The sequence below is a fragment of the Pseudonocardia sp. GCM10023141 genome, assembly GCF_042653605.1.
Window position 1 is genome coordinate 38,726 of sequence record NZ_JBHSIR010000002.1, and the last position, 24,242, is coordinate 62,967.

General features: G+C 72.6%; 19 protein-coding genes. 11 read left to right on the forward strand and 8 right to left on the reverse strand.

Going from position 1 to position 24,242, the window contains the following annotated elements; genetic code table 11:
* Positions 1–148 precede the first annotated feature (148 nt).
* Positions 149–1,084 (forward strand): TIGR03564 family F420-dependent LLM class oxidoreductase, encoded by a 936-nt coding sequence (locus tag ACFPFQ_RS00225; RefSeq protein ID WP_379613415.1) that lies wholly within the window; start codon positions 149–151, stop codon positions 1,082–1,084.
* A complete protein-coding gene (locus ACFPFQ_RS00230) occupies positions 1,081–2,547 on the forward strand; it encodes an argininosuccinate lyase (RefSeq protein WP_379613417.1) in 1,467 nt (488 codons plus the stop codon). The genes ACFPFQ_RS00225 and ACFPFQ_RS00230 overlap by 4 nt, the downstream gene beginning before the upstream one ends.
* 12 nt (positions 2,548–2,559) lie before the next feature.
* Here ACFPFQ_RS00230 and ACFPFQ_RS00235 read toward each other — a convergent pair whose 3' ends face one another.
* Together ACFPFQ_RS00235 and ACFPFQ_RS00240 are read right to left on the reverse strand one after the other, a co-directional pair.
* On the reverse strand, positions 2,560–3,684 hold the full coding sequence (locus ACFPFQ_RS00235; protein WP_379613419.1) for a cobalamin-independent methionine synthase II family protein: 1,125 nt from the start codon (positions 3,682–3,684) through the stop codon (positions 2,560–2,562).
* A 114-nt stretch (positions 3,685–3,798) separates the two neighbouring features.
* The gene (locus ACFPFQ_RS00240; protein WP_379613421.1) at positions 3,799–4,677 is read right to left on the reverse strand and encodes a phytanoyl-CoA dioxygenase family protein; all 879 of its coding nucleotides are present in this window, start codon (positions 4,675–4,677) and stop codon (positions 3,799–3,801) included.
* A 171-nt stretch (positions 4,678–4,848) separates the two neighbouring features.
* Between ACFPFQ_RS00240 and ACFPFQ_RS00245 the strand changes: the two genes are divergently transcribed.
* The 3 genes from ACFPFQ_RS00245 to ACFPFQ_RS00255 are packed head-to-tail and all read left to right on the forward strand — an operon-like array spanning position 4,849 to position 10,896.
* Positions 4,849–7,113, forward strand: coding sequence for a helix-turn-helix domain-containing protein (locus tag ACFPFQ_RS00245; RefSeq protein ID WP_379613423.1), 2,265 nt, complete (start codon positions 4,849–4,851; stop codon positions 7,111–7,113).
* Between the two features lie 19 nt (positions 7,114–7,132).
* Positions 7,133–8,707, forward strand: a complete 1,575-nt coding sequence (locus tag ACFPFQ_RS00250) for an FAD-dependent oxidoreductase (protein WP_379613425.1) — start codon at positions 7,133–7,135, stop codon at positions 8,705–8,707.
* Positions 8,708–8,754: 47 nt separating this feature from the next.
* Positions 8,755–10,896, forward strand: a complete 2,142-nt coding sequence (locus ACFPFQ_RS00255; protein WP_379613427.1) for a helix-turn-helix domain-containing protein — start codon at positions 8,755–8,757, stop codon at positions 10,894–10,896.
* 81 nt (positions 10,897–10,977) lie between these two features.
* Here ACFPFQ_RS00255 and ACFPFQ_RS00260 read toward each other — a convergent pair whose 3' ends face one another.
* From ACFPFQ_RS00260 to ACFPFQ_RS00285, 6 genes are read right to left on the reverse strand one after another with little or no spacing between them, the layout of a single operon-like run.
* A complete protein-coding gene (locus ACFPFQ_RS00260) occupies positions 10,978–12,777 on the reverse strand; it encodes a PucR family transcriptional regulator (protein WP_379613429.1) in 1,800 nt (599 codons plus the stop codon).
* 15 nt (positions 12,778–12,792) lie between these two features.
* Positions 12,793–13,431 (reverse strand): MEDS domain-containing protein, encoded by a 639-nt coding sequence (locus ACFPFQ_RS00265; RefSeq protein WP_379613431.1) that lies wholly within the window; start codon positions 13,429–13,431, stop codon positions 12,793–12,795.
* Positions 13,428–14,492 carry a 1-aminocyclopropane-1-carboxylate deaminase/D-cysteine desulfhydrase gene (locus tag ACFPFQ_RS00270; RefSeq protein ID WP_379613433.1) on the reverse strand — a complete coding sequence of 355 codons (1,065 nt, stop codon included), beginning with the start codon at positions 14,490–14,492 and terminating at the stop codon, positions 13,428–13,430. Before ACFPFQ_RS00270 ends, ACFPFQ_RS00265 begins: the two co-directional genes overlap by 4 nt.
* A complete protein-coding gene (locus tag ACFPFQ_RS00275) occupies positions 14,489–15,832 on the reverse strand; it encodes a class-II fumarase/aspartase family protein (RefSeq protein ID WP_379613435.1) in 1,344 nt (447 codons plus the stop codon). Before ACFPFQ_RS00275 ends, ACFPFQ_RS00270 begins: the two co-directional genes overlap by 4 nt.
* Positions 15,829–16,701, reverse strand: a complete 873-nt coding sequence (locus ACFPFQ_RS00280; RefSeq protein ID WP_379613436.1) for a DUF7714 family protein — start codon at positions 16,699–16,701, stop codon at positions 15,829–15,831. The genes ACFPFQ_RS00275 and ACFPFQ_RS00280 overlap by 4 nt, the downstream gene beginning before the upstream one ends.
* A gap of 13 nt (positions 16,702–16,714) precedes the next feature.
* A complete protein-coding gene (locus tag ACFPFQ_RS00285) occupies positions 16,715–17,473 on the reverse strand; it encodes a phosphosulfolactate synthase (protein WP_379613438.1) in 759 nt (252 codons plus the stop codon).
* A 121-nt stretch (positions 17,474–17,594) separates the two neighbouring features.
* On the opposite strand from ACFPFQ_RS00285, the gene ACFPFQ_RS00290 reads away from it, so the two are divergent.
* From ACFPFQ_RS00290 to ACFPFQ_RS00315, 6 genes are read left to right on the forward strand one after another with little or no spacing between them, the layout of a single operon-like run.
* Positions 17,595–18,896, forward strand: coding sequence for an FAD-dependent oxidoreductase (locus ACFPFQ_RS00290; RefSeq protein ID WP_379613440.1), 1,302 nt, complete (start codon positions 17,595–17,597; stop codon positions 18,894–18,896).
* A gap of 47 nt (positions 18,897–18,943) precedes the next feature.
* Positions 18,944–19,657: an SDR family NAD(P)-dependent oxidoreductase gene (locus tag ACFPFQ_RS00295; protein WP_379613442.1), complete on the forward strand. Its 714-nt coding sequence runs from the start codon at positions 18,944–18,946 to the stop codon at positions 19,655–19,657.
* On the forward strand, positions 19,654–20,436 hold the full coding sequence (locus tag ACFPFQ_RS00300; protein ID WP_379613444.1) for an SDR family NAD(P)-dependent oxidoreductase: 783 nt from the start codon (positions 19,654–19,656) through the stop codon (positions 20,434–20,436). The genes ACFPFQ_RS00295 and ACFPFQ_RS00300 overlap by 4 nt, the downstream gene beginning before the upstream one ends.
* On the forward strand, positions 20,433–21,371 hold the full coding sequence (locus tag ACFPFQ_RS00305; RefSeq protein WP_379613446.1) for a CoA transferase subunit A: 939 nt from the start codon (positions 20,433–20,435) through the stop codon (positions 21,369–21,371). Before ACFPFQ_RS00300 ends, ACFPFQ_RS00305 begins: the two co-directional genes overlap by 4 nt.
* Positions 21,368–22,225, forward strand: coding sequence for a CoA-transferase subunit beta (locus tag ACFPFQ_RS00310; RefSeq protein ID WP_379613448.1), 858 nt, complete (start codon positions 21,368–21,370; stop codon positions 22,223–22,225). Before ACFPFQ_RS00305 ends, ACFPFQ_RS00310 begins: the two co-directional genes overlap by 4 nt.
* Positions 22,213–24,231 (forward strand): acetate--CoA ligase family protein, encoded by a 2,019-nt coding sequence (locus tag ACFPFQ_RS00315; protein WP_379613450.1) that lies wholly within the window; start codon positions 22,213–22,215, stop codon positions 24,229–24,231. Before ACFPFQ_RS00310 ends, ACFPFQ_RS00315 begins: the two co-directional genes overlap by 13 nt.
* Positions 24,232–24,242: the final 11 nt, after the last annotated feature.

A 24,242-nucleotide genomic window follows, 5' to 3' on the forward strand; every position in this document is an offset into this window, starting at 1 on the left:
TCGGGCAGCAGATCGGGCGACGAGAACCGTCAACCTCCTGCGCCACGGCAGGCCCGCCGGGGCATCACCCGGCGGGCCAACAGATCGGCGCGGGTTCGTCCCCACCGGACATAGCCCGCGGCCTCGCGGCTGGCCGACCCTGAGGACCATGCGCATCGCTGTGAACATCGGTGGCGACGTACTCGGCAACCCGAGCTCGCCGGCGGGGGTTGTGACCGAGGCCGTGGAGGGGGAGCGCGAGGGCTTCCGGTCGGCGTGGACCGTGCATTTCTCCCGCGCCGTCGACGCACTGACCACGCTGGCCGTCGCCGGTCAGGCCACCGAGCGGATCGAGCTCGGGGTCGGCGTCGTCCCCACCTATCCGCGGCATCCGCTCGCGCTCGCGCAGCAGGCGGCCACCGCCCAGGCGTTCTGCGGTGGCCGGCTGACGCTCGGGGTCGGGGTGTCGCACCGGCCGGTGATCGAGGGCCTGCACGGGATGGCGTTCGCCAGACCGGCGGCCCACATGCGCGAGTACCTCTCGGTGCTCGTCCCGCTCCTGAACGGCGATGCCGTCGACTTCGACGGCGAGCACTACCGGGTGCACGGCGGCTTCACCGTGCCCGGCACCTCGGCGGTGTCGGTGCTGGTGGGAGGCTTGTCGCCGCAGATGGTGCGGGCGGCGGGCGAGCTCGCCGACGGCGTCGTCACCTGGCTCGCCGGACCCCGCACCATCGCCGAGGTGATCGCGCCGACCCTGCGAGCGGCGGCCGAGACCGCCGGCCGGCCGGCCCCCCGGCTGGTCGCGGGCCTGCCTGTCGCGGTCACCGACGACGTCGGGGACGCCCGGCGGGCCACGGAGGACCGGTTCGGCCGCTACAACGGCCTCGAGAACTACCAGCGCGTGTATGCCCGCGAGGGCGTGTCCGCGGTCGGCGAGCTCGCGATCATCGGGGACGAGTCGACCGTCGAGCAGCAGCTGCGCCGTTACGCCGACGCCGGCGTCACCGAGCTGTGGCCGGTGGTGTTCCCCGCGGGGGACGATCCCGCCGCCAGCAGGGCCCGGACCCGCTCGCTGCTCGCGAAGCTGGCTGCCGAACTGTGAGCGGCCGCTACGCGCAGGAACTGATCGACGCGGGGTTCGCCGTCGAGGTCGCCGATGCCCCGCTGCTGCACGACGGCCTCAACATCGCCGATCTCGCGCACGTCCTCATGCTGCGCGAGGACGGGGTCATCCCCGATGTCGCGGCCCGTCGCCTGCTCGGCGTGCTGCTGGAGGCGACGCGCACCCCGGCCGAGGACTTCGGCTACGACCCCACGAACGGAGAGATGTACAACTGCCGTGAGCGGCGCTTCGCCGCGCAGATCGGGCGCGAGGCCGGCTGGCTGCATGCGGGACGGCCGCGGCGCGAGGCCGTGCGGATCGCCATGCGGTTGCGGCTGCGCCGCGACGCGGTCGCACTGATCGACGCCGCGACCGGGTTCGCGGAGGCGGCCGGCGAGCTGGCCGGTGACCACGCCGAGACGTTCATGGCCGACCAGACCTACCTGCAGCACGCCCAGCCGTCCACCTTCGGCCACTACGTGCTGTCGTTCGTCCCTCCCGTGCTGCGCGAGATCGACCGGCTGACCACGCACCTGGACTGGGTCAACCGGAGCCCGGCCGGTGCGGGCGGGGTGAACGGCAGCATGCTCACGCGCGACCGGGTCGGGATGGCCGGGGTGCTGGGCTTCGACGGGGTCATCGAGCACACCCGCGACGCGATGTGGCAGACCGACGGGCTGATCGGGCTCCTCAGCTCCGCGACCGGCCTGGTGACGCTGCTGTCGAAGCTCGCGGAGGACCTCGAGATCTGGAGCAGCAGCGAGTTCGGCTATGTCAGCCTCGCCGACCGGCACACCCGCACGAGCGTGCTGATGCCGCAGAAGCGCAACCCCTATGCGCTGACGATGGTGCGCGGCGAGGCCGGCATCCTCATCGGCAGGCTCACCGGCATGCTGACGGTGTCGCGGACCCCGTCCGCGCGCAGCGACAACCTGATCTTCGCCTACGGCGAGGTGCCGCGCGCGCTCGACATGGCCACGCGGGCCACCCGGCTGATGGCGGGCGTCGTCGGCGGCCTGGACGTGCACGCCGAGCGCATGCAGGAGGTGCTGGAGTCGGGGTTCTCGCAGGCCGCCGACCTCGCCGAGTACGTCATGACCCAGCACGGTGTCGACTACCGCACCGCGTACGAGCTGGTCGGAGCCTGCGTGCAGCGGGCGGCCGATGCCGGGCTGCGCGGCATCGACATCACGGGGGCCATGCTCGACGCGGAGGCGCAGCGGCTCACCGGCGCGACGCTGGGGCTGACCGGGACCGACCTCGCCGAGGTGCTGGACCCGCGGTCGATCGTGCGGACGAGGGTCGTACAGGGCGGGGCCGCACCCGAGGTGGTGCGCACCATGGCGAAGGAGAGCATCGGCGTTGCCGAGGCGGCGGCGGCTGCGGCGGCGCAGCGGCTCGCCGCCTTCACCGCCGCCGAGGCGGAGGTGGTGGCCAGGGCGGACGGCCTGGTCCGGCCCTGACCACCGGCACGATCAGCTGCCCGAGTGCTCGGCCCTGACGATCTCCGCACCCTCCACGAGCGCAGTGAGCTTCGTCTGCGCGATCCACCGCTTGAGGTTCGGCAGACCGCAGTCGGTGGTGACGCCCAGCTGCTCGATCGGGACGTACTCCATGACCGCCCGGATCCGGTCTGCCACCTCCTCTGCGGTCTCGGCGACCACGCTCTTGACGTCGATCACGCCCGCCACGAACGGCTTGGTCCAGTTGTTGTCGGCCAACGGCTTCAGGTCGTCGGGCCCGACGCGGCCGACCTCGTAATTGAGGACGTCGATGTCGGCGCCGAGTACCTTCGGGAAGATGTTGCGGGCCCGCTCGGTGGTGTCGGTGGCGTGGCGAGGGCGCCTGGCCACGTCGTAGACACCGAGCTCCTTGTGCGCATCGTCGCCCTCGTAGGGCAGGTAGGCCGGTGACGGGCCGAGGTTGCCCCAGCAGACGTGCAGCCAGATCTGCGCGTCGACGTCCTTGATCGCGGCGTTGAGGCAGTCGATCTCCCAGTCACCCATCCCGTAGGGCCAGACGAACTCATCGAGCTGGATGACGTCGACGCCGATCCCGGCCAGCTCCTTGAGGTCCTCGTTGATCGCCTTGGCGAGCGCCAGCCCGAGCTCCTTGATGTCGGCGTAGTACAGGTTGTTGGTCGCGGCGGTCATGGCACCGACCCCGGTGTAGGAGATCTTGATCGGCCGGTCGGTGGAGCGGCGCATCGCCTTGAGCGTCTCGACGTGGAACGGGTAGCGGCGCCGCACCTCACCGACGCACGTCGGCGCGTAGAGCATGCTGTAGATCGGCACCGCGAGGTTGGGACCGTCGAGCTCGTAGCCGGTGAGGCGCTCGATGTAGTGGTAGAGCAGCTGGCCGTAGGAGTCCTCGCCGTCGAAGACGCGCCCGTCGGCGACGACGTCGAGGCCCACCCGTTCCTGGTCACGGGCGATGCACTGGATGACGTCGTTGTAGGACTCTTCGGAGATGGCGTCGAACACGACCTTCCCCGGCCGCCCCGGATAGCGTGCGAACGCCTGCCCCTTCCACCACCGCGGCTCGGGATACTTCCCGACCATCGTGGTCGGCAGCAACATCTCCTGGTTTCCGACGCGCATATCGCCTCCTTGCTTCGGTGCATCCGGCCGGTGCACAGAACCATCGGCCGCCGACGAGGGGAATGTCCGTCCGACCAAATCGGCCGCACTCCTGTTGCCCGGATGTGGCCCCGGTCAGGGCCAGACGCGCGGGAACATGGCACAGTCGATCGGTCCGCCGGGCTCCAGGTCGGGCGCGGTGACGTGACCGGTGAGGCTCTTGTTGTTGAACATGTTCGCCACGTGCGGGTTCCAGGTGGCCTGGTCACCGACGTAGAAGCTGGTGATCGCGCGCCGGTAGTTCTGCGTGCGGTTGCCCAGCGAGCCGTGCACCGTGCGGGGGTGGTGCAGCAGCAGGTCGCCCGGCTCGGCCTCCGCGACGAGCCAGTCGTACTTGTCGTAGTCGGCCTGGAAGTCGGGCATGTCCTCATACGGTGAGTTCTTGTACGTGTCGGTGATGATCGGGATGTTCTTGAAGCCGACCGGGTGGTAGATCACGCCCCACTGGTGCGAACCGCGCAGGTAGTGCACCGCGCCGCCTTCTGCGGTCACGGTGTCGAAGGGCACCCAGATCCGGATCTGCTGGTCCCCTTTCACCGGCAGGAAGGGCAGGTCCTGATGCCATGGCGTGGCCTTGGTCGCGCCCGGCTCCTTGGCGAAGATCTGGTCGTAGAAGAAGTTGACGCTGCGGGCGTCGGTCATGACCTGCCGGGCGACGTCCTTCAGTGGACCGTGGATCGCCCACGCCTTGAAGGCGTCGTCGAACATCCACGGGAAGGTGAGCGAGAAGAAGCGCGGGTCGCCGTCGTCGGCGTAGTTCTGCGAGGACGGGTCGGACTGCTCGATCAGCCGCGTCACGGCGTCACGCATGAACACCACCCAGTCCTGCGGGATCACATCCTTGACGATGGCGGCGCCGTCTCGCGCGTAAGCCGCACGTTCGGCGTCGGAGATCGGGCGCAGCAGGCCCGTCCCCGGGAAGTCCACGCTGATGTCGAGAATCGAAGCGGTCATGCGGGCCATGCAAGCAGCCCGGATTTCGCCGGCCCATGTGCAGACGGGAAATCCTGACGGCCCACCGTTGCCCGGGTGGCCCAATGGCCCCGGGGTTGCGCCACCCGGACACACAGGACGGGGAAGTCTGTCCATCCGAGACGTCCCGCGGGGGCACTCGGCGGTGCTTGCATGGCTGCCATGCGGAGCGCGACGGCACGAGAAGGCGCGCGGTCCGAGCGCGCCAGGGTGCGCTGGTCGCGGTTGATCGTCGATCTCGCCGCGGCCGTGCCGACGGGGTCGCGGGCGGTGGCCGAGGTCGCCGTCACGGCCGCCCGGCCCATCCTCGGCGCCGACGCCGCGGCGCTGGTGCGCTGGCAGGACGGCTGCGCCGGGGTGCTCGCCGAATGCGGCGACATCGGGAGCATCCTGTTGTCGCGACCACCGGAAGGAGCCAGCCGCGCCGGCGGTTGCCAGCTTGCCGCGGTCTCGGTGGATCCGCGCACCGACCTGGTCGTCGCGCGGGACGCGCCGATCGGGTTCGAGAGCTCCGACCTCGAGTCGCTGCACGCGCTGGCCGATCTGATCGGCTGGGCCGGCAGCGATCGGGCCCCGGACACGGCGCTGCGCCGGTTCGCCGCCCGCGTCGTCACCAGCCTCGAGCCCGACGAGGTGCTCGTCGCGGTCGCCGATGCCGTGTCGCACCTGCTGCACGCCGAGATCGCGGGGGTCCTGCTGCGCGACGCGAGCGGCGCCGCGATCGAGATGCGCTGCGCCATCGGCAACACCAAGCTCGACACGGGCCGGTTGCGGATCAAGATCGGCCAGGGCCTTGCCGGCCGGGTGTTCGCGTCGGGCCGGCCGGAGCGCATCGACGACTACTCGACCGATCCCCGGTCGGCCCCGGAGTTCATGGCACTGTCCGATGTGGAGGGAACTTGCGCCGCCATCGCCACCCCGCTGCGGTGGGACGGCGAGGCCATCGGCGTGCTGTGCGCGTGGCGCCGGCGCCGGGCCGCGTTCACCGACGCGGACGAGAGCCTGTTCGCCGCGGTGGCCGAGCTGAGTGCGGGAGCGATCCACAACGCCGGCGCGCACCAGGAACTGCGGGGCCGGCTGGAGCGGTCCGAGCAGGCGCGGTGGGCGGCGCAGGCCCGCCACGAGGCCGCCGAGCAGACCCTGCACGTGTACTCCGAGCTCACCCGCATCGCGATGGAGGGCGAGGACGTCGGTGCCGTCGTGCGCGCCGTCAGCGAGCTGATCGGATGCCGTGCCGCCCTCGTCACCGATGAGGGGCGGCTGCTCGCGGCGGCCGGCCGCGGCGCGGCCGACCCGCGTGGGGCACAGCTGGCCGCGCAGGTGGTGGCCGCGGTCCCCCGGGGCGATGCCGGATCACCGCTCCTGCTGACGCGCGTCCGCACGGCCGGGATCACCTTCGGCCACCTCGCGCTCTGCCTCGATGCCCCGCCGACGGACGCCGACACCCTTGCCGCCGAGCAGGCAGCGGTGGTGTGCGCGCTGCTGCTGGCAAGGGCCGAGGCAGCGGTGGCGGCGAACCGGCGGGTGCAGTCGGAGTTCGTGTGGGACCTGCTCGACGGACGGCTGCCCGACGCCGCGCAGGCCGTGGTGCGGGCCCGGCACCTCGGGCTCGGCTTCGCCCTGCCCGCACGGGTCGTCGCGATCCAGATCGACGGGCTCGCCGACCCGTCGACGTCGCGGGGCTGGAATCCCGAGCTGCTCGAGCGCACCCGCGCCGCCTGCGGGCGGCTCATCGCCCAGCGGCTCGACGCCGCCGGCTTCGGCGGTACCGTGCTCGCCCGGCGGGCCGACGTCTTCGCCGCTGTGGTCCCCGACGGACGCGGCGACGGCCTCGCCGGTACGCGCCGGCTCGCCGCGACGCTGTCCGGGATCCGCTGGCCGGACGGGCTGGGCGCCGCCGTCGGCGTGGGCGGCAACGTCGAGCGGATGATCGGGTTCCCCGATGGCTGGCGGGAGGCGCAGCTGGCCCGCTCCGCCGTCGGCCCGGACGGCGAGCCTGGCGTCTTCGAGGATCTCGGGGTGCTGCAGTTCCTCCTCGCCCCGACCTCTCGCGCGGACCTCGACGAGTTCGCCCACCGCCAGCTGGGCCCGCTGATCGAGTACGACGCCGAGCACGGCAGTGTGCTGCTCGCGACGCTGTCGGCGCATCTCGACGCCGGCTGCAGCACACGCCGCACCGCGGCGCTGCTGTGCATCCACCACCGCACGGTGTCCTACCGGATACAGCGCATGACCGATCTGACCGGGCTACGCCTGGATGATCAAGAAGATCGCTTCCGCATCCAGCTGGCCTGCAAGATCCTCGCACTGGGCGGGCGGGCGGAGCATATCCGGGACGGACAACGTATCCGTCAGATGTCATCCGCAGACGTGAAGCCAGCTGCGGCCGCCGTGTCTACCGTCGAAGGGACTCATTGACGGCCAGAACGGTGGACTCATGGACATCCGTGACCAGCACCTCAACCTCGGCGAGTGGAACGAGCTGATTGAGCAGTCCCTCGCCGACCCCGACTCGGAGCCGCTGTTCAACCTCGAACGCGACGAGAACCCGGTCTATGACGCGATCTTCGTCGGGGGCGGTGCCGGTGGCCGGTTCGGCTCGGCCTACATGAAGGCCATGGGCGGACGGCCGCTCATCATCGACGCGTGGCCCTTCCTCGGCGGCTCGTGCCCCCACCAGGCCTGCGTCCCGCATCACCTGTTCTCCGAGGCGGCCGAGGAGCTCGACCGGATGCGGTGGTTCTCCGACGAGCTGTTCTTCCCCAAGTTCGACGCGTCGCGGGCCAACATCCTCGACCTGGTCAAGCTGTTCCTCGCCGGACGCGGCAGCGCGCACGCGTTCATGAACTGGCAGACCAAGGAGCAGCTCGACGTCGAGTACATCCTCAACGCCCGCGCCACGATCATCGACAAGAACACGGTGACGGCGGCGGGGCGCACGTTCAGGGCCCGCAACCTGGTGCTCGGGATGGGCGCTCGCCCCGTCAACCCCGACATTCCCGGCCTCGACCTGCGCGGCGTCTACGACTTCGTGAGCCTCGTCGAGGATCTCGACTACGAGCCCACCAAGTGCGTGATCATCGGTGGTAGCAAGGTCGCGATGGAGTACGGCTCGTTCTTCCAGGCCACCGGCTGCGACACCACGATCGTCTCGCGCTCGCCGCTGATGCGCACCAAGGCGCTGCACCACGTCGACGAGGACCTGCGGCAGTACGTCGTCGGCGGCATGCGCAAGCGCGGGATGACCATCCTCGAGGAAGCCGTGCCGATCTCGGTGAACGGCACGAACGGCACCGTCAGCAGCGTGACCGTGCGGCTGGCGAGCGGCGAGCAGGTCGACCTGGAGACCGACTTCGTGTTTCTCGGCACCGGGGAGCGGCCCAACTTCGCCCAGGCGCAGGAGGCGCTCGGGATCGAGGTCGGCCCGACCGGTCGGGTCGTCGCGAACAAGCGGATGCAGACGAACGTGCCCGGCGTCTACGCGATCGGCGACATGATCGACGGCCCGATGGAGATGTTCAAGGCCCGCAAGTCCGGCGTGACGGCCGCCCGCAACATCATGGGCGAGGACCTGGAGTTCGACTTCACCGAGTTCCCCGACTTCCTGCACACCACCTACGAGGTGACCTGGGTGGGGCTCACCGAGGCCGAGGCGCGCGCCGCCCATGACGAAGTGATCATCATCCAGATGCCGCCCTACGTCGAGGGGCTCGACACCCCGAACCTCCCGCTGCCGTGCGCCGAGGGCACGATGCTCTACGCCTTCAGCAAGCCGGAGCTCTCAGGCTTCCAGAAGCTCGTCGTCGACGGCGAGACGCGCAAGGTGCTGGGCGCTCACCACGTCGGCTACGGGGCGAAGGACGCGTTCCAGTACCTCGACCACCTGATCCACCGCCCGGAGGGTCTCACGATCGACTCGCTGGGGTGGATGAACGAGCTGTTCCTCAACCCCGAGCACTTCGTCCAGCTGTCCCGGTTGCGGGCCGGCAAGGCGAAGCTCGTGCACCTCTGATCGAGGATCGCGCCCCGATCGCCCCTTGCGTGCACGAAGATGGCGGGATGTCCGCAAAGCGCCACGCGAACCTGGCGGACTCCTGCCTGCGCATCCTGGAGGCGGGGGCCGGGGGCACCGACCGCGTCTTCGCCGTGCTGACCCGCACGGCGAGGGCGCTCACCGGGGCCGGCGGGGCCGCGGTGGTGGGCTGGCAGCCGGCAGGCGCGCTCGCGCTGGCCGTGAGCGGGCCGGAGCTGGACCTGCCGGACCGGCGCTTCGCCGAGGGCGTCACGCGCTCGGGCCTGCTCTCGATCGCGTCGCTGGTAGTGCAGGGCGAGGTCGATCTGGTCGTTTGGTGGGACGGTGACGGGCCATCGGCCGATCAGCTCGAGGAGCTGCGCGTGCTCGCCGCGCTGGCCGCGACGGCCTCCCGGCGCGCCGCCGACACGCTCTCGGCGCTCTACGCGGTCGCGCGCAGGCTGCTCGCCGCGGGCGATCGCGAGGAGATGCTGCTCGGCCTCGCCACGGCGACGGCCGACGTGCTGCGCGCCGAGATCGCGGCGGTGTTCCTCGCGACGCCCGACGGTGAGCACGTGGAGACCAAGGCCGTCGTGGGGCACCGGTCCGTCGGCACCGCCCGGTTGCGGCTGGCCAGGGGCGAGAGCATGGTCGGGCACGTCTTCGCGACCGGCGAGATCTACCGATCCGAGGACTGGACCACCGACCCGGTGGTGAGCCCGGCGCTGTTGCCGATCGGGTCGGCGGAGGGCAGCCAGGCGTGCATCGGCGCTCCGATCCGGGTGGGCGAGGACCGCACCGGGGTGATCGCCGCGTGGCGCCGGCGCCGGTCGCTGTTCACCGACGACGACGTCGACCTCATCGCGACGCTCGCCGACCTCGCCGCGCTCGGCGTGCAACGGGCCGTCGACGACGAACGGTTGCGCGACCTGTCCACGCAGCTGCTCGCGGCCAACGCCGAGCTGTCGCAGCGCTACGAGGAGGCCCGGCAGGCGCTGGAGATCCACCAGCGGCTCGTGACGGTCGTCACCGACGGGGCCGACCTCGAGTCCATCGTGGAGGTGCTGCACAGCATCACCGACCAGGAGGTCCGATTCGTCGGTACGGAAGGTACCGTCGTCGGCGCGGGTGGCTGGCTGGCGGGGTTGATGGCGGCCGACCGCACGTCGACTGAGGCGCTCGGCGCGGAGGCCGTCCTGCTCGGGCCGGACGACGCCGGCCGGCACGCCATCGCCACGGCCGTGCGGTCGGTCGGGCTGACGTGGGGCGAGCTGGCGGTCGCGACGCGGCTCCCGGCCGCGACGCGGGACGTGGTGGCGGCCGAGCAGGCCGCCGTGGCGTGCGCGCTGCTGCTCTCGCGCCAGGACGCCGTGGCGGGCGCGGGCCGCAGGCTGGAGTCGGAGTTCGTCTGGGACCTGCTCGACGGGCGGATCGTCGACCGTACCGACGCGATGGTGCGCAGCCGTCAGCTCGGCCGGGAACTGCCCCCCACGGCCAGGGTGATCCTGCTGTCCGCGGCCGCCACGTCGCGGGGACGGCGCGCGAGCACGCCCGAACACGTCGACCACGTGCGCACAGAGCTGGTCCGGCGCGCGGTCGGCCTGCTCGCGTCCGGACGCACCCGGCCACCGATGGGCTGGCGAGGCGAGACGCTGGCGGTGCTGGTGCCCGACGGACCGGCGGCGCGGCTGCGCCGCCTGGGCTCCCAGCTGTGCGGGCTCGGCGCCGACCTCGACCGCGAGCTCTCCCTCGGGGTGAGCGCGGCAGTGCGCTCGATCGCCGGCTACCCGGTGGCCGGCCGGCAGGCCCGGTATGCGATGGCGGCGACCCGCCCCCCGGACGCTCCGGTTGCCGTCTTCGAGGATCTCGGCGCGGTCCAGTTCCTGCTGGAACCGGCCAGCGGCGAGGACCTCGACCGGTTCGTCGAGCAGCAGCTCGGCGTGCTGATCGCCTACGATCGCGAGCACGACGCCGACCTCGTCGAGACGCTGGCGGCCTACCTGCGCTGCGACGGCCACGTGCAGCGAGCCGCCGAGGCGATGTGCGTGCACCCCAAGACGATGAGCTACCGGCTGGGCCGGATCGAGACGCTGAGCGGCATCGCGGTGGCCCGCCAGGCCGACCGCTTCAACGCGCAGCTCGCCCTCAAGATCCTGGCGATCCGCGAGGGGCGAATGGATCCGGGGTAGGGGTGGATCCGGGGTGCTGGCCTCATGTCGCGTGCGCGTGCCGCCGCGTCCGGGGATCGCAGGGCCGGTGCCGGATCGCGCTCAGGTCTCCTCCAAGGTGCGCAGGCCGTCGGCCAGCCGCAGCGCCAGCTCGATGTTGAACCGCACCTCGGGGTGGGCGAAGTCGACGCCGAGCACCTCGCGGATCCGGCCCAGCCGGTACTTCAGCGTGGACGGGTGGATCGCCAGCCGCTTGGCAGTGCCCTGGTGCCCGTCGCCGGAGAGGAAGCAGCCGAGCGTCTCGACAAGGCGCGCCCTGTTGTCCGCGTCGTAACGCAGCAGCGGCCCGATCCAGCGCTCGATGTGGTCGTCGACGCGATCGACGTGACCGACGTCGAACAGGATCCGGTGCAGCCCGAGATCGGCGAAGCGCAGCAGCCGGGCCGGGCAACGCTGCGCCATCGTGACCGCGACCTGCGCCTCGCGGAAGGCGGGTTCGAGCTCGCCGAGCCCCGGACGGACATCGCTGAGCCCGACCGCGACGTCCATCCCGGGCACGGCGGCCGTCACCCGTTCGAGAAAACGCTTGGCGCATCCGTGGACGGTCGCCGGGCGCATGACCGCGACGATGTCGCTGCCGATCATCCCGGCCAGCCCGCGGCTGCTGCCGCGCAGCTCCTCGCGCAGCAGCGCGAACCCCCGCCGCCTGCCGCGTTCGGTGGCCGTGGTCCCCCCGGGCTCGACCCGCATGACGAGCACGACCGCAGGACCGTCGTCCTCGTAGCCGAGCCGGACGGCCAGCCCGGCTCGCGTCGCGCCGTCGCCGCTGCGCAGCATCGCGTCCTGGATGAGGTCACGGCCCAGGCGCTCCTCGGCCTCGGCGACGCTGCGCTCGATCAGCAGCCGCAACGCCAGCACCAGCCGGCCGCCCTGGAACGTCGTGCGGTCCACGGGGCCCAGCGCGGTCGACCCGACCATGAGGTAGCCGAAGATCTCGCGGTCGGTCGCGACGCTCTGCACCAGGAACCTGGCCACTCCCGCGGCCGTGGCGACCTCGACGGAACGAGGGTCGTGGTCGGGGTGGTTGCCCCCGAGCACCCGGTCGAGCTCGGACTCGCGCAGCGGTGCCGCCGCCTGCTCCGGGCCGCCGCTCGCATGGGCGATCGCGCGCCGCTCGGCGTCCAGCAGCCAGACCGGGGCACCGAGCCGCTCGGCGAGATGCTCGACGATCGTGCGGGCGTCCTTGCCGCGCAGCACCAGCGCGATGAGCTCCTCCTGCAGGTGCAGGGCCCGCGCCAGCAGCTCGCCCTGCGTGCGCAGCTCCGCGGCGAGGTCGCCCAGCTCCCGTACCCGACGCTCCTCCGACTCGCGGATGCGAGCGACGTAGAGGGCGGTGGAGGTCTGCGCGCCCAGCGCCTGCACGAGCGTGAGGTCCTCGGGGATCGCGTCGCGGCGACCCCCGACGAGGAGGAACCCGAGCGACTCCGTCGACACCCGCAAGGGCAGCGCCAGCAGCGACTCCACGCCGTTGCGGCGCAGCGCCCGTGGCATGTCGTCGCCGTCGCGCCGGCTGGGGCGGAACACGTTGAGCTGCGGGCCGAGCCGGCGCAGGGTGGTGGCGACCTGTGCGGAGATCCCCGGCTCGCCCGCGCAGCGGCCGGCCACCGTCAGCGGCCCGTCCGGACCCTCGGCGTACCACGCGACGGCGGCCAGCGGCAGCCTGGTGACGGCCGCGAGACCACCCGCTGCGAGCTCCGCGGTGTGCTCGGCGGTCGGGGCCGCATGCATGAACGACCCGAGCATGACGACGGCATTGAGCCCCGAGACAGTCTCCTGCATCAACGTCGCGGACATCAGCGCACCGGACGGCGTGCCGGCGGCGGCGAGCGTGTCGGGTCTCATCGAGGGCACGGCCGATCAGGGACGCGGACCGGAACCGCCGAGCAGCAGCCGCGGGTCGACGCAGGGGTTCTGCATCTCGATGCCGTTGAGCACGACGCGGTTGTGCAAACGGAGCAGGTCGAACAGCTGCTCGCCCCTGGTCTTCTCCAGATCGTAGAGACAGAGCGTGATCGCGGGTGCAGCGTCGAACTCCTCGGCGTAGCGCGCCTCGTACTCGAGCAGCCGCTCGGTGCCGGGGCAGCCGCGCAGGCTCCAGCTCATCTCGCCGATCACGCAGGTGACGGGATAGCCGCGAGCGACGCTGCCGTTGAGCGCATCGGTGTAGAAGCCGACGGTGTGGGAGGGGTCGAAGCTCCCGCCGGCGAGGTACACCTCGCCCGAGGCCACGATCCGCACCTGCTCGCGGGCCAGCGCAGCCTGGAGGCCGGGGCTCGATCCGGCGAGCTGCGCGGCCACCCGCTTGGGGGTGGGACCGTCGCAGGCATAGATCACGCCACAGTCGGCGGCGAGCGCCGCGGAGACGAGCGGGACGACGAAGGCATCGCGTTCGGCGTCGCCACGGTAGAACACGCCGACATGGTCGGCGACGCGCAGCAGTGCGGATTCGAGCGCCAGCTCGACGTAGCGATCAGCGGTGTCGGCGTGGACGCTCATCCTTGAGCCCTTTCGTCGTCGACGACGATACCGCTCCCGTCCCCGCCGGCAGTGTGTCTCGGCGAGATAGGTTCGGCTCCCGAATTGATCCCCGGCGGACAAAGGGGTGCCGTCGTGAAGAGGGTCGGTGCGCCGCCGGTCACGAGGAACACGACCGGACCAGCATCACAACCGGCGGCAGCGAGCAGCGCTGCCATCGCCTTGGCCCCGAAGACGGGGTCGAGGAACACCCCCTCGGTGCGCGCCACGAGCGCCGCGGCGGCCTCGCCCGCCGCGCTCCGGTAGCCGTAGCCCGGGCCGATCCAGCCGTCGACGACGACCGGGGTGGGCACGGGCGCCGCCGAGCCGAGCAGGCGCCCTGCTTCGGCGGCCACCTCCAGAACCCGCGCCGTGCACTCGGCGGCGGGCCTGCTCACCGTCACGCCAACGACGCGGTACGCGGCGCGCAGCCAGGCAGCACCGGCGTGCAGCCCGGCCTGCGTGCCGCACGAGCCGGTCGCCGTCCACAGCTCGGTGGCGGCGAGCCCGGCCGCGCGGAGCTGCTCGGCGAGCTCGACGCTCGCCGCGGCGTAGCCCAGCGCGCCGACGGCGGTGGCCCCGCCGCGGCCCAGCGGGTAGGGCCGCCTGCCGGCGGCGCGCAACTCGTCGGCAATGGCGGCGACGGCGGTGTCGACCGAGGCCCGGTCGGTGTCGCGGGTGAACCGGATCTCGGCACCGACGGCCCGGGCCAGCGCCATGTTGCCGACGGCCGGCACCGGATCGCCGTAGCAGGCGAGCACGGTGTCCATGCCGTGCAGGCGCGCCGCGACCGCGGCGAGCATCGCCCAGTTCGACCCGGGGCCGCCGCCCGTCACCACGCAGTCGCACCCCTGTCGCTGCGCGTCGGCGATGAGGAACTCCAGGCCGCGGACCTTGTTGCCGCCCAGGCCGAGCCCGGTCATGTCGTCGCGCTTGAACCAGATCTCCGCGCCCACCGCGGCCGAGAGCCGCGTGGCCGGGAGCAGCGGCGTCGGCAGCGTGGCGAGCGCGACGCGCGGCTGTGCGAGCAGGCTGGCCCTCACGCGCCGACGACCCGGTCCACGAACACCGTCGCCGCGCCCAGTGCCGCCGCCGGGTCCGACACGGCCGCCACCTCGGACGCGTCCAGCAGGCCGTCGGCGACCAGGCGGTCGCCGAGGTCGACACCGTCGGCCAGCGCGGCCATCGCGGCGCCGTAGACCGCCTCGTGCGCGGCGTGCTTGCCGATCCGCCCGGCGAGCACCCGCATCATCGGCTCGGAGACCAGGTAGCCGCGGTGGGCGTCGAGGTTCGCGCGCATCCGGACGGCATCGACGCGCAGGCCCTCCAGCAGCCGGGCGGCGAACTCCAGCGCCGCGCCCGTGAGCTGGCTGGCCTCCGGCAGCACGAGCCACTCCGCCTTCCAGCTGCGCCCGTCGCGCTCGTGCAGCGCGACCATGCCCTCCAGCGCGACGCCGGCATCGGCGCGGACGATCCGGGCGAGCGTGTCCAGGTGCTCCGACAGCTCGGGATTGCGCTTGTGCGGCATCGTGATGCTGCCGACGGTGCCCTCGATGATCGGCTCCCCGACCTCGCCGATCTCCGGGCGCTGCAGCTCGAAGATCTCGTTGCCGATCTTGGCGAGGGTGCCGGCCGTCATGGCCAGCAGCGCCACGAACTCCACGACGCCGTCCCGAGCGGTGATCCACGGCGTCTCGGGGACGCCGAGCCCCAGGTTGGCGGCGAACGCCGCGAGCAGGTCCAGCGCCGGATCGCCCCAGAACTCCATCGTGCCCAGCGCGCCACCGAGCTGCACGACCTCGCACCGCGGCCGGACCTGTGCCAGCCGGGCGCGGTGGCGGCGCAGCTCCGCCACCCAGACCGCCGCCTTGAAGCCGAACGTGATCGGGAGCCCCGGCTGGCCGTGCGTCCGACCGCACATCAGCGTGTCGCGGTGTCGGACGGCCAGCTCCACGGCGGCCGCCTCGCACCGCGCCAGCCCGGCGTCGACGATGTCGGCGACCTGGCGCATGACGAGCCCGAACCAGGTGTCGGTGAGGTCCTGCACGGTGGCGCCGTAGTAGACCCACTCGCGCGCGGACTCCGGCAGGATCTCGCGCAGGCACCGGATCAGGCCCAGCGTCGAGTGCCCCGACGCACGGGTGCCGGCGCCGACCGCAGCGAGATCGAGGCGCTCCACCACGGCGTGCTCGCGGATCGCTGCTGCCGCTTCGACCGGTAGGAGCCCTACCTGCGCCTGCGCAGCGGCGAGCTCGGCGAGGATGTGCAGCCAGGAGCGGGTCCGCCCCTCGTCGTCGAACATCCCGTGCAGCTCAGGGGTGGTCCACAGGTGCCCGTAGATCACCGAGTCGGCGAGATGTGCGCCCGTCCCGGTGCGAGTCACAGCAGCAGCTTCCGCAGGCCTTCACGGACCTCGTCGAGGTTGGCCCCCCACGGCACCACCGCCGTCTGCTCCCCCAGCTCGAGGCCGCGCTCCAGCAGGCAGCACTTCATCAGCGCGCGGCCAGCCGCGGCCGGCCGCGACCGCGGGCACAGGTCGACGCGCTGCGGTTCGTCACCGTAGAAGTGGCGGTGGAACTGCAGGGAGCGCTCGCACCCGATGAGCAGCCAGTCGGCCCGCTCGGCGGGGCGGGTGTCGAGGAACGACAGTTCGGCCGCTCCCAGCTCGACGCCGGAGCCGCGGCACGGCAGGAGGTACTGCGCCGACGGGTGTGCGGCCGCGAGTTCCTCGACCCGCACCGCGTCGAGCAGCAGCTCGACCGGCGGTAGGTCCTCGTCGAACGCGACGGCCTGGCGGGCCTGTTCCAGCAGCTTCGGCGGCTCCGGCGGGACGACCTCGGTGACCCGCACCGGGATCGGCTGCGGCCGGTGGAGGAAGTTCACGTGCTCGAACCGGCCCAGCACGACGGTGGTCAGCGCGCCGGGCACGCAGGCGCCCGCGAGCGCGGTGGCGTTGCCGACGTCGACGTCCGCGTCGTGGACCCACGCCGTCTCGGCGGGTCCGGAGACCACGCGTGCGTCGACGACGGGTGCGAACAGCGGCTCCAGGCTGGCCTTGCGGACCTCCACGAGCGCGACGTCGGCACCGTTGCGCAGGGCCAGGAAGTCGGTGCGGCGGTAGACCTCCCGACCGTCCAGATAGGACAGGATCGACCGCTCGGTGAGCGGGATGTCGACCTCTTGCAGCGACAGTCCCCGGTACGGGTGCGCGCGGGTGTTCGGCGGCGGCTCGGGGATCAGGCCCGCGATCACGCCAGCCCCCTGATCACGGGAGCCGGGCGGTGTCGGCGCGCAGGCCCACGCGCAGGGTCTCCAGCGCCAGCACGTCGTCCATCGCGATGTTGCCGAGGTTGACGTCGGCCCCGAACCGCTTCACGAACCACGTCTGCTGGGCCTTGGTCGGCGCCTCGAAGATGATCCGCTCGACCGGTACCGCGCCGACGAGCTCCTCGACGAGTCCGACCCGGACGGTGCCGTTCGGCTCGTAGAGCCCGACGGTGCCGGACTCGCGCCCCTCCGCGATCACCCAGACGGCCCCGCCCGCGAGATCGCCGGTCATCTCGCGGGTCCATTCGGCCGCGGCGACCGGGAGCGCGGCGTCCTTCATCCCGGCCTCCGCGAGCACCACGAAGTCGCGCGACAGCTCCGCGACCAGCCGCTGCTTGTGATCGGGTTCGAGCCAGCCGAGCCCGTTGGACACCTCGAGCGCCTCGATGCCGGCACCGGTCGCCCATGCGGTCAGCGCGGGCAGCTTCCCCTGGGCGACGGCGATCTCGAGCAGGGTGCCGCCGAGGCAGACCCGCACCCCGGCGTCCTGGTACACGGCCATGCGCTGTTTGAGGCCCCGATCGACGTAGCCGATGCCCCAGCCGATCTTGACGATGTCGATGTACGCGCCGCCCGAGGAGAGCACCCCCTCCAGAGCGGCCGGCGGTATGCCCTTGTCGAGCACATGGGTGAGCCCGGTCGACCTCGGCTTCGAGGTACGGGCCGGCAGTCGCAGGAAGCTCGGACAATCCCACATTCCGCAGACGCTACGAGCCGGGCGGCTCTGCGGGCCTCGTCCCGGACAGCCAAAGAGCCGGCAGATCTTTGGCTGTCGCGGATGTGTCCGGCGCCACAGCACGGGCCCTAGCTTTCCTCAGGTGCCCAGGAGACTCGTGGTGGTCGGCGGAGGTGCCGCCGGCATGTCCGCGGCGTCGGCGGCGCGCCGTATCGATCCCGAGCTGGGCATCGTCGTGCTCGAAGCGGGCGGTTACGTCTCCTACGGGGTGTGCGGGTTGCCGTACTACCTCTCCGGCGTCGTCGAGCACGCCGAGGAGCTGCTCGCGCACCCGGCGAGCTGGTTCGTCGAGCACCGCAGGCTCGATCTGCGGCTGCACGCACGGGCGGTCGCCCTCGACCCGGACCGCAGGGTGGTGCGCTACGTCCAGGACGGCGCGCAGCACGACCTGAGCTACACCGCGCTCGTGGTGGCGGCGGGTGGGGCCCCGACCGTGCCGGAGCTGCCCGGTCCGCCGCGACCGACGTTCACGATCCGCACGCTGGAGGACGCCATCGCGCTGCGCTCGCTGCTCGACGCCGGGACCGTGCGCTCCGCGCTCGTCGTCGGCGCCGGGTACATCGGGCTGGAGATGGCCGAGGCACTGCATGCGCGCGGCTGCGCCGTCACCGTCGTGGAGCGGCTGCCCCGGGTGCTGACCACCCTGGACGCCGAGGTCGCCGCTCGCGTCGAGGACCACGTGCGGGAGCACGTCGAGCTGCGGCTGGGGGTGGGCAGCGAGCCATTGCCCGCGGCCGACGTCGTGGTGCTCGCCACGGGTGTGGTGCCGACCGGAGGCATCGCCGCCGACGCGGGCGCCACCACGGGTCCCCGCGGCGCGCTGCTCGTCGACGACCGGATGCGCACCAGCCTGCCCGGGGTGTGGGCGGCGGGCGACTGCATCGCGCCATGGCACCGCGTGCTCGGGGCTCCCGCGTTCGTGCCGCTGGGCCCGGCCGCCAACAAGACCGGGCGCGTCGCCGGCACCGTCGCCGCAGGCGGGGACGCGACGTTCGACGGTGTCGTGGGCACGGCCGTCGTCAAGGTCTTCGATCTCGAGGTGGCCCACACCGGGCTCACCCACGAGCAGGCGGGCGCCGCCGGGCTGGCCGCCGTCGCCACCGATGTGGTCGGCCGCAGCCGCGCCAAGTATTACCCCGGCGCGACGCCGCTGCACGTGCGGCTCGTGCACGAGGCGGGCGGGCGGCTGCTCGGAGCGCAGCTGGTGGGGCGCGAGGGTGCGGCCAAGCGCATCGACGTGACCGCCACGGCGCTGCACGCCGGCCTGACCGTGACCGACCTGGCGGCGCTCGACCTGTCCTACGCCCCTCCGTACGCGCCCGTCTACGACCCCCTGATCCTCGCCGCGCAGGCGGCTCGACGAAAGCTGGTGGCCGCCGTATGACCGCTCCTTCCCCTCCCCCGAGTCCCCCGCAGGATCGCATCGCCGTCGTGACGGGTGGCGGCTCCGGGATCGGCCGCGCCACGTGCGAGCGGCTGCTCGCCGACGGGTTCACCCTCGCCGTGCTCGACATCGACGGTGACACGGCGAAGGCCGCGGCCGGGTCCGGTGGGGTGGGGCTGGCCGTCGACGTCTCCGAAGCCGAGCAGGTCGAGCGCGCCTTCGCCACGATCGTCGAGTCCTTCGGGCGGATCGACGTGCTGGTCAACAACGCCGGCGTGACCGGAGGCGCGGCCGCGACCGTCTGCCACGAGACATCGGTCGAGGACTGGGACCGGGTCCAGGCGATCAACTCACGGGGCCCGTTCCTGTGCTCACGGGCCGCGTTGCCGGTGATGATCGCGCAGGGCGGCGGGCATGTGATCACGACGGCATCGGTGGCCGGGCAGATCGTGTTCCCCGGCCGGTGCGCCTACACCGCGTCCAAGGGTGCCGCGCTGATGTTCGCGAAGTCGCTCGCGGTCGACTACGCCAAGGCCGGCATCCGCTCGAACGCCGTCTGCCCCGGCTTCGTCGAGACGCCGATGACCCAGTGGCGCCTCGACGTGCCAGAGCTGCGCTCGAAGGTCGAGTCGAACATCCCGATGGGCCGCGTCGCGCAGCCCGACGACATCGCCGATGCCATCGCCCTGCTGGCGTCGGGCCGGCTGGGCTACATGACGGGCCACGCGCTCGTCGTCGACGGAGGGTGGACCTCGCTGTGACCAACGGGCATCACGGCAGCGCGCTGTTCGGGAAGGTCGCCGTCGTCACCGGTGCCGGTTCGGGGATCGGGGCCGCGGCCGCGCTGCGGTTCGCCGCCGAGGGCGCTTCGGTCGCCGTCATCGACATCCGCGCCGAGGCCGCGCAGGAGACCGCGGACCGCATCGCGAAGGAGCAGGGCCAGGCGATCGCGATCGCTGCCGACGTCTCGAGCGCCGCCGCGCTGGAGGAGGCGATGGATCGCGTGATGCGGGAGTTCGGCGGCATCGACGTCCTGTACAACAACGCCGGTGTCGACAGCAGCGGCTCGGTCTCCGTGGCCGAGGAGGCCGACTGGGACCGCTGCATGACGATCAACGTCAAGGGCACGTTCCTGGCATCGCGCGCGGCGCTGCGGCACATGGACGACGGCGGGTCGATCATCAATCAGGGCTCCGTCGCCGGGCTCGTGGGCATCCCGAACTTCGCTGCCTACTGCGCCGCCAAGGGGGCCGTGATCGCGCTGACCCGCCAGATGGCGATCGATCTGGCACCGCGGCGGATCCGCGTGAACGTCATCTGCCCCGGCACCGTGTACACGCCGCTCATGGAGCCGATGCTGCGCGCCCGCGGCGACGGCGACCTCGAGGCGGGGCTGGCGAAGACCATCCTGAAGTACCCGATCGGCCGGCTCGGCGCGCCCGAGGAGATCGCCAACGTCGCGTTGTTCCTGGCCTGCGGGCAGTCCTCGTTCATGACGGGCTCGGTCCTGACCACGGACGGCGGCATGACCGCGCAATGACGACCCGGACCACAGCGACGACCCGAACCAGCCGCTTCCACCTCGCCCCCGACAAGCGGGCGACACTCGCCGAGGCCGCGGCCGCGGTGCGTGATGGCGCGCAGGTCGCGCTCGGTGGCGGGCTGTGCGCCCGGCTCCCGATGGCGCTGGTCCGCGAGCTGGTCCGCCAGGGCCGACGCGACCTGCACCTGGTCGGCTCGGCGCACAGCATCGACGTGGACCTGCTCATCGCGGCAGGCGCGGTGAAGGTGTGCGAGGAGAGCTACGTCGGCTTCGAGCAGGACCTCGGGCTCGCTCCCGCCTTCCGCCGCGCGGCGCAGACCGGCGCCGTCGAGGCCAGGGAGAGCTGCTGCGCCACGATCCTCGCGCAGCTGCGGGCCGCGGAGATGGGCCTGCCGTTCCTGCCCGTACGCGGGATCAAGGGCACGGGCATGGCCGCGCTGCACCCCGAGTACGGGCGGGTGCGGTGCCCGTTCACCGGTGAGGAGCTGGTGGCCGTGCCGCCGCTCGCGCCGGACGTCGCGCTCGTGCATGCCCCGCTGGGTGACCGGCACGGCAACCTGCACCTGGACCAGCCCTACGTGCTCGACGAGCGGTTCGCCGCGGCGTCGGCGGCGGTCGTGGCCACCGTGGACCGGATGGTGAGCACCGACGAGGTGCGCGCCGCCGGGGTGGTCATCCCGGCCCACACCGTCGCGGCCGTCGTCGAGGTGCCGTTCGGGGCGCACCCGTCGTCCTGCTATCCGGGCTACGCCTACGACCGCGACCATCTCGGCACCTATCTCGCCGCCGCGAACGCCGGTGGCACCGAGCTGACGGCCTACCTGGACCGCTACGTGCACGCGGGCGAGGCCGCCTACCGGGCCGCCGTGGCCCCGGACCGGCTGACGCGCTGGTCGGAGTCGACCGAGACGTGGCAGGAGCTGTTCACGTGACGGCTATCGGGTCAGACCATGGCTGGACCATCGACGAGTGGCTGGTGGTGGCGCTCGCGCGCACGATCCGCGACCGCGAGGTGGTCTTCCACGGCTTTGCGAGCCCGTGCGCGCAGGTCGCGATGCACGTCGCGCGGCGCACCCACGCCCGGGACATGCTGCTGCTGGAGGGCGCCACCTACGCGGTGAACCCCGACCCGGAGTTCATCCCGCCCACCAGCAACGACCTCGTGCTGCACCGTGACGCGGTGTACCGGATGCGCTTCGAGGAGTTCTTCGACGCCGCTACGCGTGGCGACGTGGACCGGATGTTCCTCTCCGGCGGGCAGATCGACGCCTACGGCAATACCAACGTCACCGCGATCGGGCCGGACCCGGAGCGTCCGAAGATCAAGCTCGGCGGCGGTGGCGGCGGGTGCAACATCTCCGCCACCATCGGAGCGCTCACGGTGTGGACCACACGGCACCGCTCCGGGCGCACGCTGGTGCGGCAGCTGGACTTCCTCACCGACATCGGCCACCGCACCCCGGACGGTGACCGTCGCGAGCTGGGCTACACCGGTGGCGGCCCGCAGTGGCTGATCACCGAGCTGGGGGTCTTCGACTTCCGCCCCGACGGGCACGCGCGGCTGCGGGCGATGTGGCCCGACGTCAGCGTCGATGACGTGGCTGCGGCCACCGGCTTCGAGCTCGACGTCGCGCTGACCGCCGGGATGCTGCACCCGCCGAGCGGTGCGGAGCTGGCCGCGGTCCGCGCGGTCGACCCGCTCGGCGTGCGCCGGTCCGAGTTCGGGCCCGACGAGCTGAAGCGCCACTTCCACCATGCCGATCGGGCCGCGTCGTGCGCCTGCTGACCGCGCTGTTCAGTCCCCGCCGGGTGGCGCTGGTCGGCGCGTCGGACCGGCCCGGAACGCTGGGCAACCTGCTGGCGCGCAATCTCGAGTCGTTCCCCGGCGAGGTCGTGGCCGTGCGCGGCGGGGCGTCCCTGCGCGACGTCGAGGGCGAGATCGACCTCGCCGTGGTGGCCGTCCCCGCCGCCGCGGTGCCTGCCGTCGCCGCCGATGCCGCCGCCAAGGGCGTCGCGGCCATGGTGGTGCTCTCCGGTGGGTTCGCGGAGACCGGCGCGCAGGGCGTGGCGCTGCAGGCCGACCTCGTCCGGGCTGCGGGCGGCGTACGCGTGATCGGACCGAACTGCTTCGGCATCCAGAACTGCGACCTGCCGCTCAACGCCTCGATCTCCGCCGGCCTGCCCCGAGGGGGTGGCGGGATCTCGCTGATCAGCCAGTCCGGCGCGTACGGGATGGCGATCTACACCCTCGCCACCGACGAGCGTGCCCGGTTCGCCAAGATCCTCGCGCCCGGCAACACCTGCGACGTCACGATCGCCGAGCTGCTCGCCGAGCTGCGCACCGATCCCGCGTCCCGGACGCTGTGCCTGCTGCTGGAGTCGCTCGGCGGTGCCGGCGTCGCGCGCGCGTTCGTCGAGCAGGCCAGGTTGGCCACGCCCGACAAGCCGGTGATCGTCGCCAAGACCGGACGTTCCGAAGCCGGTGCCCGCGCGGCGACATCCCACACGGCGGCGCTGGCCGGCTCGGAGGCGATCTGGAGCGGCGCGTTCCGGCAGGCGGGCATCGTCGCGGTGCGGTCCGGGCAGGAACTGCTCGACGCCGCGCGGGCCATGGACGGGCAGCCGCTGCCGGCGGGACCCCGGGTGGGGATCGTGACGAACTCGGGCGGCACGGGCGTGGAGCTGGCCGATCTGCTCGCCGACGAGGGCATGACGGTGCCGGCGCTGTCGCCTGCGCTGCAGGAGGAGATCCGCGCGCTGCTGCCCGCATACGCGAGCCCGGTCAACCCGATCGACGTCACCCCGGTGTGGTCGCGCTACGCGGAGCTCTACCCGAAGGTCACCGAGGTGCTCGCGCGCTCCGGCGAGGTCGACGTCGTGATCCCGGTGCTGCTGCAGCGCGCGGCCGTGGACGCCCCGACGGCAGCAGCGCTGCGCGACGCGGTCGCCGCCCTGCGCGCCGAGGGCAGCGGTGTGCCGGTCTACGTCTGCTGGGTGGCGCCCCGCGCGGCCCAGCCGAACGCCGACCTGCTGCAGGAGGCCGGCGTGCCGTGCTTCGACTGGCCGGCCCGCACCGCGCGCGCCGCCGGGCACGCCCACCGCTACGCGCTCGCCAGGCAGCGCACCCGTCCCGCCGCGACTCCCCCACTGCCGCGGCAGGCGCCGCTGCCCGTCGACCTCGCCGATCCGGTTGCCGCCGCTGGGCTGCTGGCCGAGTACGGCATCACCACGGTGGGGTCCGCGCTGTGCCGGACGGCAGCCGAGGCGGGCGCCTTCGCCGCCGCGTCGGACGGGCCGTGGGTCGTCAAGGTGGCCACGGCGGCACACCGGACCGACGTCGGCGGGGTGCGCCTCGGGCTCGACGGCCCCGACGAGGTCACGGCCGCGGCCCAGGAGCTGCTGGCCGGGGCGGCCACCGTGCTCGTGCAGCCCCAGCTCAGCGGCGTCGAGATCGCCGTCGGCGCCGTGCGCGACCCGTCGTTCGGCCCGGTGGTGATGGTCGGGCTGGGCGGGATCTGGGTGGAGGTGCTCGGCGACGTCGCGTTCGCGCTCGCGCCGCTGGACCGCGCCGAGGCGCGCGAGCTGCTCGACGGGCTGCGCGGCGCCGCGCTGCTGAGCGGGGCCCGTGGTGCCGCGAAGGTCGACCTCGACGCGCTCGCCGACGTCGTCGTCGGCGCCGGAAACCTGTTGCTGGCCTGCCCGGCCCTGACCGGGCTCGACCTCAACCCCGTACTGGCCACAGCGGACCGCGCCGTGGCCGTCGACTGGAAGCTCTCGTCCTCATCGGACTGATCGGAGGAGTC

Excerpts from the sequence above, each read along its gene's own strand:
- ACFPFQ_RS00225 (WP_379613415.1), top strand. The coding sequence starts at position 149 with ATGCGCATCGCTGTGAACATCGGTGGCGACGTACTCGGCAACCCGAGC.
- ACFPFQ_RS00235 (WP_379613419.1), bottom strand. The coding sequence starts at position 3,684 with ATGCGCGTCGGAAACCAGGAGATGTTGCTGCCGACCACGATGGTCGGG.
- ACFPFQ_RS00240 (WP_379613421.1), bottom strand. The coding sequence starts at position 4,677 with ATGACCGCTTCGATTCTCGACATCAGCGTGGACTTCCCGGGGACGGGC.
- ACFPFQ_RS00245 (WP_379613423.1), top strand. The coding sequence starts at position 4,849 with ATGGCTGCCATGCGGAGCGCGACGGCACGAGAAGGCGCGCGGTCCGAG.
- ACFPFQ_RS00250 (WP_379613425.1), top strand. The coding sequence starts at position 7,133 with ATGGACATCCGTGACCAGCACCTCAACCTCGGCGAGTGGAACGAGCTG.
- ACFPFQ_RS00255 (WP_379613427.1), top strand. The coding sequence starts at position 8,755 with ATGTCCGCAAAGCGCCACGCGAACCTGGCGGACTCCTGCCTGCGCATC.
- ACFPFQ_RS00260 (WP_379613429.1), bottom strand. The coding sequence starts at position 12,777 with ATGAGACCCGACACGCTCGCCGCCGCCGGCACGCCGTCCGGTGCGCTG.
- ACFPFQ_RS00265 (WP_379613431.1), bottom strand. The coding sequence starts at position 13,431 with ATGAGCGTCCACGCCGACACCGCTGATCGCTACGTCGAGCTGGCGCTC.
- ACFPFQ_RS00285 (WP_379613438.1), bottom strand. The coding sequence starts at position 17,473 with ATGTGGGATTGTCCGAGCTTCCTGCGACTGCCGGCCCGTACCTCGAAG.
- ACFPFQ_RS00305 (WP_379613446.1), top strand. The coding sequence starts at position 20,433 with ATGACGACCCGGACCACAGCGACGACCCGAACCAGCCGCTTCCACCTC.